The following is a 15,247-nucleotide window of genomic DNA, read 5'->3' as shown; positions in this document are numbered from 1 at the left end:
TAGTCTGGCTCGCCGTGTACCTCAAGAGTCTGACGCTGAAGGGCTTCAAGTCCTTCGCCTCGCCGACGACTCTGCGCTTCGAACCTGGCATCACCGCCGTCGTCGGGCCCAACGGCTCGGGCAAATCCAACGTCGTCGACGCGCTGGCGTGGGTGATGGGGGAGCAGGGGGCAAAGACGCTGCGCGGCGGAAAGATGGAAGACGTCATCTTTGCCGGGACCTCGTCGCGGGCCCCGCTGGGCCGTGCCGAAGTCACGGTCACCATCGACAACTCCGACAACGCGCTGCCCATCGAGTACTCCGAGGTGTCCATCACCCGGCGGATGTTCCGCGACGGCGCCAGCGAATACGAAATCAACGGCAGCGGTTGCCGTTTGATGGACGTTCAAGAGCTGCTGAGCGACTCGGGGATCGGCCGGGAGATGCACGTCATCGTCGGGCAGGGCAAGCTCGACGAGATCCTGCAATCGCGGCCCGAGGACCGTCGCGCGTTCATCGAAGAGGCCGCCGGCGTGCTCAAGCACCGCAAGCGCAAGGAGAAGGCCCTCCGCAAACTCGACGCGATGTCGGCGAACCTGGCCCGGCTCACCGACCTGACCACCGAACTGCGCCGCCAGCTCAAACCGCTGGGCCGGCAGGCCGAGGTGGCCCGTCGGGCCCAGACCATCCAGGCCGATCTGCGCGACGCCCGACTGCGGCTGGCCGCCGACGACCTGGTCAACCGCCACGGCGAGCGCGAGGCCATCTTCGAGGCCGAGGCCGCCATGCGCCGCGACCACGAGCAGGCCTCTTCGCGGCTGGCGGTGGCGTCCGAGGAGTTGACCGCCCACGAAACGGCGGTCGCCGAGCTCTCCGGCCGGGCCGAGTCGGTGCAGCACACCTGGTTCGCGCTGTCCGCCCTGGCCGAACGGGTCGCCGCGACCGTGCGCATCGCCAGCGAGCGGGCGCAGCACCTCGATGTGGAGCCGGTTGCCCCCAGCGACACCGACCCCGAAGCGCTGGAAGCCGAGGCCGAGCAGGTCGCGGTCGCCGAGCGGCAGCTGCTCGCCGAACTGGCCGGCGCGCGCACCCGGCTGGATGGCGCCCGGGCCGAATTGGCCGAGCGCGAGCGCGAGGCCGCCGAGGCCGACCGGGCCCACATGGCGGCCGTGCGCGCGGAGGCGGACCGCCGGGAAGGCCTGGCGCGGTTGGCCGGTCAGGTGGAGACGATGCGGGCACGCGTCGAATCGATCGATGACAGCGTGGCGCGCCTGTCCGAACGCATCGAACAGGCCGCCGCTCGCGCGCAGCAGGCCAAGGTGGAATTCGAGACGGTCCAGGGCCGGGTCGGTGAACTCGATCAGGGCGAGGTCGGTCTCGACGAACACCACGAGCGCACCGTCGCCGCGCTCCGGCTGGCCGACGAGCGGGTGGCCGAGCTGCAGTCCGCCGAGCGGGACGCCGAACGCCAGGTGGCCTCGCTGCGGGCCCGCATCGACGCGCTCGCGATCGGGCTGGAGCGCAAGGACGGCGCCGCGTGGCTCTCCCAAAACCATAGTGGCCCAGGGATTTTGGGTCCTATGGCCAAGCTGGTCAAGGTTCGCTCCGGCTACGAGGCGGCGCTGGCCGCGGTGCTCGGTTCGGCGGCTGATGCGCTGGCCGCCGAAAGCTTCGGCGCGGCCCGCGCGGCCGTCGCCGCGCTCAAGGAGGCCGACGGTGGCCGCGCCGCGCTGGTACTGGGCGACTGGCCCGCCGGGCCGCACACTGCGCAGGCCGCCCCGGCGGGCGCGCTGTGGGCGCTCGACCTGATCGAGGCGCCCGCACGGCTGCGCGGTGCGATCACGGCCATGCTCGCCGGCGTCGCGGTGGTCGACGACCTGGACCAGGCGCTCGGCCTGGTGGCGGCGCACCCCCAGCTGCGCGCCGTCACGCTCGACGGTGACCTGGTGGGCGCCGGCTGGGTGAGCGGCGGCTCGGACCGCAAGCTGTCCACGCTCGAGGTGACCTCGGAGATCGACAAGGCCGGCGACGAGCTGACCGCCGCGGAGGAGCGGGTGGCCCAGCTGAGCGCGGCGCTGTCCGGTGCGCTGGCCGAGCAGGCCGCCCGCCAGGACTCGGCCGAGCAGGCGCTGGCCGCGCTCAATGAGTCCGACAGCGAGATCTCGGGGATGTACGAGCAGCTGGGCCGGCTCGGCCAGGAGGCCCGGACGTCCGAAGACGAGTGGACCAGGCTGCTGCGGCAACGCGAGGAGCTGGAAGCGGGACGCACCCAGACCGTCGCCGAAGTCACCGAACTGGAGACCCGGCTGCGCAACGCCCAGGAGACCCAGCAGACGCCGACGGAAGAACCCGTGAACCGTCAGCAGATCGCCGCCGCCACCGAAACCGCCCGCAGCGTGGAGGTGGAGGCCCGGCTGGCGGTGCGGACCGCCGAGGAGCGCGCGAATGCCGTTCGCGGGCGGGCGGATTCGTTGCGCCGGGCGGCCGCGGCTGAACGCGACGCCCGGTTGCGGGCCCAGCAGGCCCGGGAGGCTCGGCTGCGGGCGGCCGCGGTGGCGGCGGCGGTTGCCGACTCCGGGCGGCTGCTGGCACAGCGGCTGAGCGCAGTCGTCGACGCCGCCTCCAGGATCCGCGACGCCCTGGCCGCCGAACGCCAGCAGCGGGCGACCGCGATGGCCGCGGTGCGCGACGAGGTGAACGCGCTGAGCGCCCGGGTGGCCGCCCTGACCGACTCGCTGCACCGCGACGAGGTGGCCAACGCCCAGGCGGCGATGCGGATCGAGCAGCTCGAGCAGATGGTGCTCGAGCAGTTCGGCATGGCTCCGGCCGACCTGATCGCCGAGTACGGCCCGGACAATCAGCTGCCGCCGTCTGACCTGGAGATGGCCGAATACGAGCAGGCCAAGGAGCGCGGCGAACAGGTCTTCGCGCCCGCGCCGATTCCCTATGACCGTCCCACCCAGGAGCGGCGGGCCAAGCGCGCCGAGCGCGAGCTGGCCGAACTGGGCAGGGTTAACCCGCTGGCGCTGGAGGAGTTCGCCGCGCTCGAGGAGCGCTACAACTTTTTGTCCACCCAGCTCGAGGACGTCAAGGCCGCCCGCAAGGACCTGCTCGGGGTGGTCGACGAGGTCGACGCCCGCATCCTGCAGGTGTTCAGCGAGGCCTACACCGACGTCGAACGCGAGTTCACCGAGGTCTTCACGGTGTTGTTCCCCGGCGGTGAGGGCCGGCTGCGGCTGACCAACCCCGACGACATGCTCACCACCGGCATCGAGGTCGAGGCCCGCCCGCCGGGCAAGAAGGTCACCCGCCTGTCGCTGCTGTCCGGCGGCGAGAAGGCGCTGACGGCGGTGGCGATGCTGGTGGCCATCTTCCGGGCCCGGCCGTCGCCGTTCTACATCATGGACGAGGTCGAAGCCGCCCTCGACGACACCAACCTGCGCCGGCTGATCTCGCTGTTCGAGCTGCTGCGGGCGCGCTCGCAGCTGATCATCATCACCCACCAGAAGCCGACGATGGAGGTCGCGGACGCGCTCTACGGCGTGACCATGCAGGGCGACGGCATCACCGCCGTCATCTCCCAGCGGATGCGTGGCCAGCAGGTGGACCAGCTCGTCGCCAGCTCGTCCTTGCGCCGGTCGCGAGCGCGGCGTAGCCGGGCGAGGCGGGCCGGCGCCGTCGACTAGCGCCGGTCGCGAGGGCGGCGTAGCCGGGCGAAGCGGGCCGGCGCCGTGCGACTAGCGCCGGTCGCGAGCGCGGCGTAGCCGGGCGAAGCGGGGCGGCCACGCTGTCCCTGGAACAATGTCAGGGTGTCCCAAGGTGTTTGGATCGCCCTCGCGGTCGTCGCTGCCCTGATCGTCATCATCGCGCTGGTCCTGGGCCTGCTGCGGTACCGGCGGCGCCGGATCAGCTTCTCGACCCGGGCCGAGCCCGGCGCGATCGACCGTTCCGGCGGCTACACCGCCTCCTCGGGCATCACCTTCAGCCAGACCACCACAGCCGACCGGCTCGACACCACCGGGCTGCCCGCGGTAGGCGACGACGCGGCCATTCCGCGCGACGCGCCGCGACGCAGCATTTCCGAGGTCGAACTCCCCGAACCCGCCCCCCAGCCCGAGGCCCCGGCGCCCCCGCCCCCAGTAGATGTTCAGCCCCCGCCCCCAGCAGACGTTCAACCCCCGCCCCCAGTAGACGTTCAGCCCCCGCAAGCCGCGGCCCCCGAGGCCCCGGCGGCCCCCGAGATCGAGGAGATCGCGCCCGCCGAGGGCCGGCTGGAGCGGCTGCGCGGCCGACTGGCCAGGTCGCAGAACGCGCTCGGGCGCAGCGTGCTCGGCCTGATCGGCGGCGGCGACCTGGACGAGGAGGCCTGGCAGGACGTGGAGGACACGTTGCTGATCGCCGACCTGGGCCCGGTGGTCGCCGAATCGGTGATCGCCGAGTTGCGCACCCGACTGGCCAGCAGCGACGTGCGCACCGAGGCCGACGCGAAGGCCGTGCTGCGTGACGTGCTGATCAAGGAGCTGCAGCCCGGCATGGACCGGTCGATCCGGGCGCTGCCGCACGCCGACCATCCCTCGGTCCTGCTGATCGTCGGCGTGAACGGCACCGGCAAGACCACAACTGTCGGCAAGCTGGCCCGAGTCCTGGTCGCCGACGGGCGGCGGGTGGTGCTGGGCGCCGCCGACACGTTCCGCGCCGCGGCGGCCGATCAGCTGCAGACCTGGGCGTCGCGGGTGGGGGCGGAAGTGGTGCGCGGGGCCGAAGGCGCCGACCCGGCCTCGGTGGCGTTCGACGCCGTCGACAAGGGCATCGCCGCGGGCGCGGACGTGGTGCTCATCGACACCGCGGGCCGGCTGCACACCAAAGTCGGGCTGATGGACGAGCTCGACAAAGTTAAACGGGTCGTAACACGGCGGGCCGCGGTCGACGAGGTGTTGCTGGTGCTCGACGCCACCATCGGGCAGAACGGGCTGGCCCAAGCCAGGGTGTTCGCCGAGGTGGTCGAGATCACCGGCGCGGTGCTGACGAAACTGGACGGAACGGCGAAGGGCGGCATCGTCTTTCGGGTCCAGCAGGAGCTAGGCGTGCCGGTCAAGCTCGTCGGGCTGGGGGAGGGCCCCGACGACCTCGCGCCGTTCGAACCGGCCGCTTTCGTCGACGCGCTGCTCGGCTGAAACTCCTTACACGGCGAGCGGGACGTTAATCCCGCCGAAACACGGCGGCACCATCGCCGAAACAACCATCTCGCAATGTTTTCGAACAGGTCATCAGGCGAGTGTCTGGTGGCCAGTTGGTGGGCCGACCGGAGGAGATTGCGAGTGACATACCCGATAATGGGCCAGCCCAATACCGGCGATACCGCCTGGATGTTGGCCAGTTCCGCACTGGTGCTGTTGATGACGCCGGGCCTGGCGTTTTTCTACGGCGGTATGGTGCGCGCCCGAAGCGTGCTGAACATGCTCATGATGAGCATCAGCGCCATGGGCGTGGTCACCGTGCTGTGGGTGCTCTACGGCTATTCGATCGCGTTCGGTGACGACGCCGGCGGCGGCGTCGTCGGCAAGCCGAGCTCGTTTTGGGGCCTGAAGGGCCTCATCGGCGTCAACGCGGTGGCCGCCGATCCAAGCAAAGGCGTTGCGGCAACGGATATCCCGCTGGCGGGCACCCTGCCTGCCACCGTATTCGTGGCGTTCCAGCTGATGTTCGCGATCATCACCGTCGCCCTGATCTCCGGCGCGGTGTCGGATCGGCTGAAGTTCGGCGCCTGGCTGGTGTTCGCCGCTCTGTGGGCCACGTTCGTCTACTTCCCGGTCGCCCACTGGGTTTTCGCGTTCGACGGCTTCGCCTCCGAGAAGGGCGGCTGGATCGCCAACAAGCTGCACGCGATCGACTTCGCCGGCGGGACCGCGGTGCACATCAATTCCGGTGTGGCGGGCCTGATGCTGGCGATCGTGCTGGGCAAGCGCCGCGGCTGGCCGACCACGTTGTTCCGGCCGCACAACCTGCCGTTCGTGATGCTGGGCGCCGGACTGCTGTGGTTCGGTTGGTACGGGTTCAACGCCGGATCGGCCACCAGCTCCAACGGTGTCGCCGGATCGACCTTCATGACCACCACGGTCGCGACGGCCACCGCGATGCTGGGCTGGATGCTCACCGAGCGCATCCGCGACGGTAAGGCGACGACGCTGGGCGCGGCGTCCGGCATCGTCGCGGGCCTGGTCGCCATCACGCCGTCGTGCTCGTCCGTCAACGTGCTGGGCGCGCTGGTGGTGGGCCTGGTGGCCGGCGTGGTGTGCGCGCTGGCGGTCGGCCTGAAATTCAGGTTGGGCTTCGACGACTCACTCGACGTGGTCGGGGTGCACCTGGTCGGCGGTCTGGCCGGCACCCTGCTGGTGGGCCTGCTTGCCGCGCCGGAGAGCCCGGCCATCAACGGCGTCACCGGCGTATCCAAGGGATTGTTCTACGGCGGCGGCTGGTCTCAGCTCGAGCGGCAGGCAGTCGGCGCGTTCAGCGTCCTCATCTACTCTGGGGTGGTTACGCTGATCCTGGCGTTGATCCTGAAGTACACCATCGGGCTTCGTCTCAACCCGGAGGCGGAAGCCGCGGGCATCGACGAGGCCGAACACGCCGAGAGTGGTTACGATTTCGCCGTGGCTACCGGTTCGGTCCTGCCGACCCGGGTCGCTGTGGCGGATACCCGCAACGGCCTGGAGGAGGAGCGAGTGGGCGACAAAGTGGAGGCAGAGCAGTCATGAAGCTGATCACCGCGATTGTAAAGCCGTTCACCCTCGATGACGTGAAGACCAGCCTCGAGGACGCCGGCGTCCTGGGAATGACGGTCAGCGAAATCCAGGGCTACGGACGGCAGAAGGGCCACACCGAGGTCTACCGGGGCGCCGAATACTCGGTCGACTTCGTGCCCAAGGTGCGCATCGAGGTCGTCGTCGACGACTCCATCGTCGACAAGGTGGTGGACAGCATCGTCCGGGCGGCGCGCACCGGCAAGATTGGTGACGGCAAGGTGTGGGTGAGTCCCGTGGAGACCATTGTGCGGGTGCGCACCGGCGAGCGCGGAACCGATGCGCTATGACATTCGCTGTCAATTGCTGATTCGACCGGGCGGGCCGGGGAGGGCATGACCCCGAGGGACCCCGACTTGCCCGGCCACCTAGCGGGGACAGAAAGCGCTTGCGGGGCAGTCGATTTGGCTGCCTCGCGGCGCCAACTGTTGTCTGAGGGCAGCAAGCTGCACGCCGCCGAGTTGCGGCACGCCTGGCTGGATCTGCACGAATCATGGTTGATGGCCAAGGCGGCCGAGATCGGGATCGCCGACGACAGCGGCTTCGCGATCGTCGGGATCGGCGGGTTGGGCCGCCACGAGCTGTTGCCATATTCCGATCTTGATCTGATGCTGTTGCACGACAACAAGTCCGACGACGTGCTGGGTAAGGTCGCCGATAGTTTGTGGTATCCGCTGTGGGACGCCAACGTTCGGCTCGACCACAGCGTGCGGACCGTCTCCGGGGCGCTCGGTGTCGCCAACACCGACATGATCGCGGCCCTCGGCATGCTCGACGCCCGCCACATCGCCGGTGATGCGCGACTGTCCGACGAACTGGTGGCCGGCGCACGACGCCAGTGGCGCACTGCAATTCGCTCCCGAATGAACGAGCTCGTCGAAATGACGCAGGCCCGCTGGGAACGATGTGGCCGCATCGCGCAGCGGGCCGAGCCGGACCTGAAATCGGGCCAAGGCGGACTTCGCGATGTGCAACTGCTCGACGCGCTGGGCGTGGCCCAGCTGATCGACCGACGCGGCATGGCCCGTCCGGAATCACCCGGGGGCTCCCTCGACGACGCCCACCTGACGCTGCTCGACGTGCGCACCGAGCTGCACCGGGTGTCGGGACGCGGACGTGACCAGCTGCAGGCCCAATACGCCGACGAGATCAGCGCCGCTCTGCACATCGGAGACCGGTTTGACTTGGCGCGCAAGCTATCCGACGCGGGGCGCACCATCGCCTACCACACCGAGACCGGCATCCGGACCGCCGAGAACGCGCTGCCGCGCCGCGGGGTGACGGCCCTGGTGCGACGGCCCAAGCGCCGTCCGCTGGACGAGGGCGTCGTCGAATATGCCGGAGAAATCGTGCTCGCCCGCGACGCCCGTCCGGACACCGACGCTGGTCTGGTGTTGCGCGTGGCTGCCGCATCGGCCGGTACCGGGCTGCCGATCGGCGCCGCCACGTTGAGCCGGCTGGCCGCCAGTGCACCGGAGATGCCGGTGCCGTGGCCGCGAGAGTCGTTGGACGACTTGCTCGTTGTGCTGTCCGCGGGACCGACTACGGTGGCGACGATCGAAGCGCTCGACCGCACCGGGCTGTGGGGCCGGCTGCTGCCGGAATGGGACGCCATCCGCGACCTGCCGCCGCGCGACGTCGCGCACAAATGGACAGTGGACCGGCACGTCATCGAGACGGCCGTCAACGCCGCGCCACTGGCCACCCGGGTGGCGCGACCCGACCTGCTGGCGCTCGGTGCGTTGCTGCACGACATCGGCAAAGGCCGCGGCGTCGACCACAGCGTGCTCGGCGCGGGTCTGGCACTGGAGATCGGCCCGAGGCTGGGCCTCCCGGTGGTCGAGGTCGAGCTGCTCGCTCAGTTGGTCCGCCACCACCTGCTGCTGCCGATGGTGGCCACCCGCAGCGACCTCAACGACCCCAAAACCATTGAGCGCGTGGTAAAGGCGCTGAGCGGCGACGCGCTGTTACTCGAAGTCCTGCACGCGCTGACCGAGGCGGATTCCAAATCGACCGGTCCCGGAGTGTGGAGCGAATGGAAGGCGTCCCTAATCGAGGACCTGGTCCGGCGCTGCCGGCTGGTGATGGCAGGGGAACCGCTACCCAAGGCCGAAATCGCTGCGCCGCAATACCTTTCGCTGGCCGACGATCGCAGCGTATATGTCGACATCAAGCCCAGCGGCGGTGAGCGCCTGAACGTGGTGATGGCCGCACCCGATCAGCGCGGTCTCGTGTCGAAGGCCGGGGCGGTGCTGGCGCTGAACTCGCTGCGCATCCACTCGGCGTCGGCCAGCACCCACGACAACTACGCGATCGTCGAGTTCGCGGTGTCGCCGCTGTTCGGTTCACCACCGGAAGCGGGCCTGTTGCGCCAGCAGTTCACCGGAGCGCTGGGCGGCGACGTCGACGTGCTGGCCACGCTGGAAAAGCGTGACAGCGACGCCGTCAGCGCGGCGACCAGCCGGGCCGGCGAAGTTCAGGTCGGGGTGCCCGTCACGCGGTCGACCGCCCCGCCCCGCATCCTGTGGGTGGATTCGGGTTCACCCGATCAGTTGATCGTCGAAGTCCGCGCCATGGATCGCCTCGGGCTGCTCGCGCTGCTCACCCGCGCGCTGGAACGGGCGGGCACCGACATCGTCTGGGCGAAGGTCAACACCTTCGGGTCGACGGCGGCCGATGTCTTCTGTGTGACGGTGTCGGCCGAAGCGGCCGAAGCGGCCGAGGCGGCCGGCGACGCCGAGCACGGCGCACGGGACGCGGTCGAGCAGAGTCTGCTTGCCGTATTGGGCGGCCCCGCGGTCGAGGTGCTCGAGGAGCCCATCGCCGACTAGGTCCGATGGCGGCGATCTGCTTCGCCCGGCTACGCCGCGCTCGCGATCGCCGCTAGGCCCGATGGCGCACAGCGGTCACGAATGCTCCGCGTTGAGCTGCCGCACCGCATCGATGCGCGCCCGCAGTTGTTCACGGCTGGCCGCGGCGATCGGGGGACCACCGCAGCGGCGGCGCAGCTCGTTGTGGATCCAGCCGTGTGGCTTGCCGGTGCGGTGATGGGCGATCGACACCAGGGTGTTCAGCTCGCGGCGCAGCTCCCGAAGCTGGCCGTGCACGGTGGCCGGCGGGGTGGCGACGGCCGACAGCGGCCCGCCTTCTTTCTGCAGTTGGGCCCGCTTCTGCAGCTGCTCGTCCTGACGCTGGTGCAGCAGCGCACGCATCTGCTCGGCGTCGAGCAGGCCCGGGATGCCTAGGTAGTCGGCCTCCTCGTCGCTGCCGGCCGGGGCGGCGGTGCCGAACGACGATCCGTCGAAGATGAGCTGATCGAGTTCGGCGTCGGCGCCCAGCGAGGTGAATCCCTTGTCGAGGTCGCCCTTCTCGTCCTGGGTCTTGGTGGCGGGATCGTCCTCCAGCGGGTCGCCCTCGGAGACGCGGTGCGGCTCGCCGAGCACGTGGTTGCGCTGCGCCTCCAGCTCGCTCGCCAGCTGCAGCAGGTTCGGCACCGAGGGCACGAAGATGCTCGCGATCTCACCCGGTCGGCGCGACCGGACGAACCGGCCGATGGCCTGTGCGAAGAACAGCGGCGTCGAGGCGCTGGTGGCGTAGATGCCCACCGACAGCCGCGGCACGTCGACACCTTCGGAGACCATGCGCACCGCGACCAGCCAGCGGCTGGTGCTCGCGGCGAATTCGCTGATCCGCGCCGACGATCCCGGGTCGTCAGAGAGCACCAGCGTCGGCGCCTCGCCGGTCAGCTTCGCCAGCAGGGTGGCGTAGGCGCGCGCGGCGGTCTGATCCGAGGCGATGATCATGCCGCCGGCATCGGGTATGTGCGTGCGTAGCTGGCGCAGCCGCAGATCCGCGGCGGTGATCACCGCGGGCATCCATTCGCCGGCCGGGTCCAGCGCCGTGCGCCACGCGCGCGCGGTCTGCTCGGCCGACAGCGGCTCGCCGAGGCGGGCCGCGTGCTCCTCGCCGGCGCTGTCACGCCACCGCGCCTCCCCGGAGTAGGCCAGGAAGACCACCGGCCGGACCACGCCGTCGGCGAGCGCGTCGGTGTACCCGTAGGTGTGGTCGGCCTGCGAGCGCCGTATCCCGTCGGGACCGGCCTCGTAGGTCACGAACGGGATGGGGCTGTCGTCGCTACGGAAAGGCGTCCCCGTCAGGGCGAGCCGGCGGGTCGCGTCGCCGAAGGCCTCGCGGATGGCGTCGCCCCATGTCTTGGCGTCGCCGCCGTGGTGGATCTCGTCGAAGATGACCAGCGTCTTGCGCTGCTCGGTGCGCACCCGATGCAACGTCGGGTGCGCGGCGACCTGCGCGTAGGTGACCATCACACCGTGATACTCCGGCGCGATCCGCGCGTTGCTGTTGGAGAACTTCGGGTCCAGGGCCAGGCCGTAGCGCTGCGCGGCCTGCGCCCACTGCACCTTCAGGTGCTCGGTGGGCACCACGACGGTGACGTGCTCGACGGCCCGCTGGCCGAGCAGTTCGGCCGCCACCCGCAGGGCAAAGGTCGTTTTCCCTGAGCCCGGGGTGGCCACCGCCAGGAAATCGCGCGGCTGGCCGGCGAGGTACTTGACCAGCGCCCTGCGCTGCCAGCCACGCAGCACGCCGGTGTCGCTGGGATCGCTGTCGGCCTGCGCCCGGATGCTGCTGAGCGGCACCGACACAGGCCCCCCGTTCATTGCTCGTCGACGCGGCCGACTCGATTGAGCCGCGGCTGTGAAATCTAGCACGCCAACGCTTTTCGGCGCAGTAATGACTCGACTGGCTATCGTGTCGGGCTGACCGTTTCGCGGGTCTGCAGCCATTCGTGGATGCGTCCGGCAACGTCGGCCCAGCCCGGTTCCAGCATCATGTTGTGGCCCATGGGGAAGAATTCCGGCTCGGTCCGGTAGGCGCGCGCCGTGTTGCGCACCTCGCGGACGCTGACGAAGCCGTCGTACTCGGCGCCCAGCACCAGGATCGGCGTGGTCACCCGCTTGGTCCTGACGCGGCGGACGATCGGGTCGGTCATGGCGGCGCGGACACTCTCGGCCCCGGCGCGTTGCCGGCAGGATTCCACCACGTCCTCGGGCGTATCGGAGCAGAACAGATACTCGCGGGCCAGCGCCGGGGTGGCGAGGAATCTCAGCAGCGTGGGATCGCTCCACGACTCCACCGTCATCGACGGTCGGCGGCGCCACACCCGCAACGCCATCGTGAGCACGCCCTGCGGCGGCACGGATCCCACCAGCACCGCGGCCGGGGCGCGGCGATCTTCCAGGTAGCGCTGGATCACGAAGCCGCCCAGCGAATGGCCCACCAGGACCGGACCGCCGCCCAGGTCGTCGGCCACCGAACGGACGTCGTCGATGTAGTCGGCGATGGACACCTTCGGCAGCGGCTTGGCCGTGGGGCTGGCGCCGTGTCCGCGCAGGCTCATCGCGACCGCGCGGTAGCCGGCGTCGGCGAAGAAGTCCAGAAAGTGTTCCCAGCACCACGCGCCGTGCCAGCCGCCGTGCACGAAGAGCAGCGGCACCGGATGCGCTTCGCTGCACGATCCCTTGGCGATCACCTCGAGCATGAGCCTGACCTCGTTCGGCGGCGGTTTTGTTCGCCCGACCATTCAAGCCCAGTCACCGGCTCGGCGAGAGTGAAATCACGCACACCGTTACCGGCGTGTCGTGTGCGTAGTTTCAGTGTCGCGGTCGATAGCCGCGCCTCCGCCCCGCCGGGCTACCACTAGGCTGGCGGGGTGTTTGAATCGCTGTCCGACCGATTGACCGGTGCCCTTGCCGGGCTGCGCGGCAAGGGTCGATTGACCGACGCTGATATCGAGGCCACCACCCGGGAAATCCGGCTGGCGCTGCTGGAAGCTGACGTGTCGCTGCCTGTGGTGCGCGCCTTCGTCACCCGGATCAAGGACCGCGCCAAGGGCGCCGAGGTGTCCGGTGCCCTCAACCCGGCGCAGCAGGTCGTCAAGATCGTCAACGAAGAACTCATCGGCATCCTGGGCGGACAGACCCGTCAGCTGGCGTTCGCCAAGACGCCGCCGACCGTGGTGATGCTCGCCGGTCTGCAGGGTTCCGGCAAGACGTCGCTGGCCGGCAAGCTGGCCGCCTGGCTGCGCGGACAGGGCCACACCCCGCTGCTGGTGGCGTGCGACCTGCAGCGCCCGGCCGCGGTGAACCAGCTGCAGGTCGTCGGTGAGCGCGCCGGCGTTCCCGTCTTCGCGCCGCACCCCGGTGCGTCCCCCGAATCCGGGCCCGGCGACCCCGTCGCGGTCGCGGCGGCCGGACTCGCCGAGGCGCAGGCCAAGCATTTCGACGTGGTCATCGTCGACACCGCCGGCCGGCTGGGCATCGACGACGAGCTGATGGCCCAGGCCGCCGCCATCCGCGACGCCATCAATCCCGACGAAGTCCTGTTCGTGCTCGACGCGATGATCGGCCAGGACGCCGTCACCACCGCGGAGGCGTTCCGCGAGGGCGTCGGCTTCACCGGTGTGGTGCTGACCAAGCTCGACGGTGACGCCCGCGGTGGTGCGGCGCTCTCGGTCCGCGAGGTGACCGGCGTACCAATCCTTTTCGCCTCCACCGGCGAGAAGCTGGAAGACTTCGACGTCTTCCACCCCGACCGGATGTCCAGCCGCATCCTGGGCATGGGCGACGTGCTGAGCCTGATCGAGCAGGCCGAGCAGGTCTTCGACGCCGAACAGGCCGAGGCGGCCGCCGTCAAGATCGGCAGCGGTGAGCTCACGCTGGAGGACTTCCTGGAGCAGATGCTGGCCATCCGCAAAATGGGGCCGATCGGCAACCTGCTGGGCATGCTGCCCGGCGCCGGCCAGATGAAGGACGCGCTGGCCCAGGTCGACGACCGCCAGCTCGACCGTCTGCAGGCCATCATTCGGGGCATGACCCCCGCCGAGCGTGCCGACCCGAAGATCATCAACGCGTCGCGGCGGCTGCGCATCGCCAACGGTTCGGGCGTCACGGTGGCCGAGGTCAACCAGCTGGTCGACCGCTTTTTCGAGGCCCGCAAGATGATGTCGTCGATGCTCGGCGGCATGGGCATCCCCGGATTGGGCCGCAAGTCGGCGACGCGAAAGTCCAAGGGAGCCAAGGGCAAGGCGGGCAAGAAGGGCAAGAAGGGCGCACGCGGCCCGACACCGCCGAAGGCCCGCAACCCGCTCATGCAGGGCATGCCGGCCGGATTCCCCGACCTCTCGCAGATGCCCGAAGGCCTCAACGAGCTGCCGCCCGGCTTGGCCGACTTCGACCTGTCCAAGCTGAAATTCCCGGGCAAGAAGTCGTGACGATCGCGAGCGCGGCGGCGCCGGGTGAAGCGGGTCGTCACCATCAGAATTAGCCGCCCGGTGCGCATGCACGTGCGGGGCGTGGGGCTGCCCGACGAAACCGAGATCGAACTGTGGATCGTCGACGGCCGGATCAGCGCCGAGCCGGTCGCGGGCGCCGATACCGTCTTCGACGGCGGCTGGATCGTGCCCGGGCTGGTCGACGCGCACTGCCACGTCGGCCTTGGTGATCACGGCGAGATCCCGCTGGACGACGCGATCGCCCAGGCCGAGATCGAACGCGACGTCGGCGCGCTGCTGTTGCGCGACTGCGGCTCGCCCACCGACACCCGCAGCCTCGACGACCGCGACGACCTGCCCCGCATCATCCGGGCCGGCAAACACCTGGCCAGACCCAAGCGCTATGCGGCCGGCTTCTCCCGCGAGCTGGAAGACGAATGGCAACTGCCCGAGGCGGTGGCGCAGGAGGCCCGGCGCGGTGACGGCTGGATCAAGCTGGTCGGCGACTGGATCGACCGCAGCGTCGGGGATCTGGCCCCGCTGTGGTCCGACGACGTGCTCAAGGCGGCCATCGAGACCGCGCACGCCCATGGCGCCCGGGTCACCGCGCACGTCTTCAGTGAGGACGCGCTGCCCGGCCTGATCAACGCCGGCATCGACTGCATCGAGCACGGCACCGGGTTGACCGACGACACCATCGAGCTGATGGTCGAGCACGGCACCGTCCTGGTCCCGACGCTGGTCAACATCATCGAGAACTTCCCCGGGATCGCCGACGCCGCCGCGAAGTATCCGGCCTACGCCGCGCACATGCGTGACCTGCACGCGCGCGGCCTGACACGGATCGCGGCGGCCCGCGAAGCGGGCGTGCCGATCTACGCCGGCAGCGACGCCGGCACCATGGTCGCGCCCGGCCGCATCGCCGACGAGGTCGAGGCGCTCAAAAGCATCGGGATGAACCCGACGCAGGCGCTGGGCGCGGCCTGCTGGGACGCGCGGCGCTGGCTCGGCCGCCCTGGGCTCGATCACGGCGCCTCGGCGGACTTGCTGTGCTACGCCAGCGACCCGCGCACGGGCGCCGCGGTCCTGAATCGACCCGATCTGGTGATCCTGCGCGGCAAGACGTTTCGCCCGGCCGCTTAGCCGCGCGCCGCTGCGCGCGGGCGGATAGGATCGCCGA

Annotated in this window: 9 protein-coding genes; 7 read left to right on the top strand and 2 right to left on the bottom strand. The window is 70.1% G+C overall.

Features of this window, described 5'->3' with window-relative positions; all coding sequences use genetic code 11:
- Positions 1-14 precede the first annotated feature (14 nt).
- The 5 genes from smc (at position 15) to ACIUM1_RS06530 (ending at position 9,610) form a co-directional block, all read left to right on the top strand.
- Positions 15-3,665 carry a chromosome segregation protein SMC gene (gene smc, locus ACIUM1_RS06550; protein ID WP_406816419.1) on the top strand — a complete coding sequence of 1,217 codons (3,651 nt, stop codon included), beginning with the start codon at positions 15-17 and terminating at the stop codon, positions 3,663-3,665.
- A 123-nt stretch (positions 3,666-3,788) separates the two neighbouring features.
- Positions 3,789-5,153 (top strand): signal recognition particle-docking protein FtsY, encoded by a 1,365-nt coding sequence (ftsY, locus tag ACIUM1_RS06545; protein ID WP_406816418.1) that lies wholly within the window; start codon positions 3,789-3,791, stop codon positions 5,151-5,153.
- A 159-nt stretch (positions 5,154-5,312) separates the two neighbouring features.
- A complete protein-coding gene (locus ACIUM1_RS06540) occupies positions 5,313-6,734 on the top strand; it encodes an ammonium transporter (protein WP_406817559.1) in 1,422 nt (473 codons plus the stop codon).
- Positions 6,731-7,069 carry a nitrogen regulatory protein P-II gene (gene glnB, locus ACIUM1_RS06535; protein WP_003878721.1) on the top strand — a complete coding sequence of 113 codons (339 nt, stop codon included), beginning with the start codon at positions 6,731-6,733 and terminating at the stop codon, positions 7,067-7,069. Before ACIUM1_RS06540 ends, glnB begins: the two co-directional genes overlap by 4 nt.
- Before the next feature lie 45 nt (positions 7,070-7,114).
- Positions 7,115-9,610, top strand: a complete 2,496-nt coding sequence (locus ACIUM1_RS06530; protein WP_406816417.1) for a [protein-PII] uridylyltransferase — start codon at positions 7,115-7,117, stop codon at positions 9,608-9,610.
- Between the two features lie 75 nt (positions 9,611-9,685).
- Here the strand turns inward: ACIUM1_RS06530 and ACIUM1_RS06525 are convergent, their stop codons facing one another.
- Entirely contained in the window at positions 9,686-11,455 is a 1,770-nt protein-coding gene (locus ACIUM1_RS06525; protein ID WP_406816416.1) for a DEAD/DEAH box helicase, read from the bottom strand.
- An 86-nt stretch (positions 11,456-11,541) separates the two neighbouring features.
- Positions 11,542-12,336: an alpha/beta hydrolase gene (locus tag ACIUM1_RS06520; protein WP_406816415.1), complete on the bottom strand. Its 795-nt coding sequence runs from the start codon at positions 12,334-12,336 to the stop codon at positions 11,542-11,544.
- Positions 12,337-12,507: 171 nt separating this feature from the next.
- Between ACIUM1_RS06520 and ffh the strand changes: the two genes are divergently transcribed.
- Positions 12,508-14,067 (top strand): signal recognition particle protein, encoded by a 1,560-nt coding sequence (ffh, locus tag ACIUM1_RS06515; RefSeq protein WP_406816414.1) that lies wholly within the window; start codon positions 12,508-12,510, stop codon positions 14,065-14,067.
- Between the two features lie 24 nt (positions 14,068-14,091).
- The gene (locus ACIUM1_RS06510) at positions 14,092-15,210 is read left to right on the top strand and encodes an amidohydrolase family protein (protein WP_406816413.1); all 1,119 of its coding nucleotides are present in this window, start codon (positions 14,092-14,094) and stop codon (positions 15,208-15,210) included.
- The last annotated feature ends 37 nt before the right edge of the window (positions 15,211-15,247 follow it).

The organism is Mycobacterium sp. M23085 (genome assembly GCF_045343915.1).
GTDB lineage: Bacteria > Actinomycetota > Actinomycetes > Mycobacteriales > Mycobacteriaceae > Mycobacterium.
Note: the sequence above shows the minus strand (reverse complement) of the source record. Positions and strands in the feature narration are given on the sequence as shown.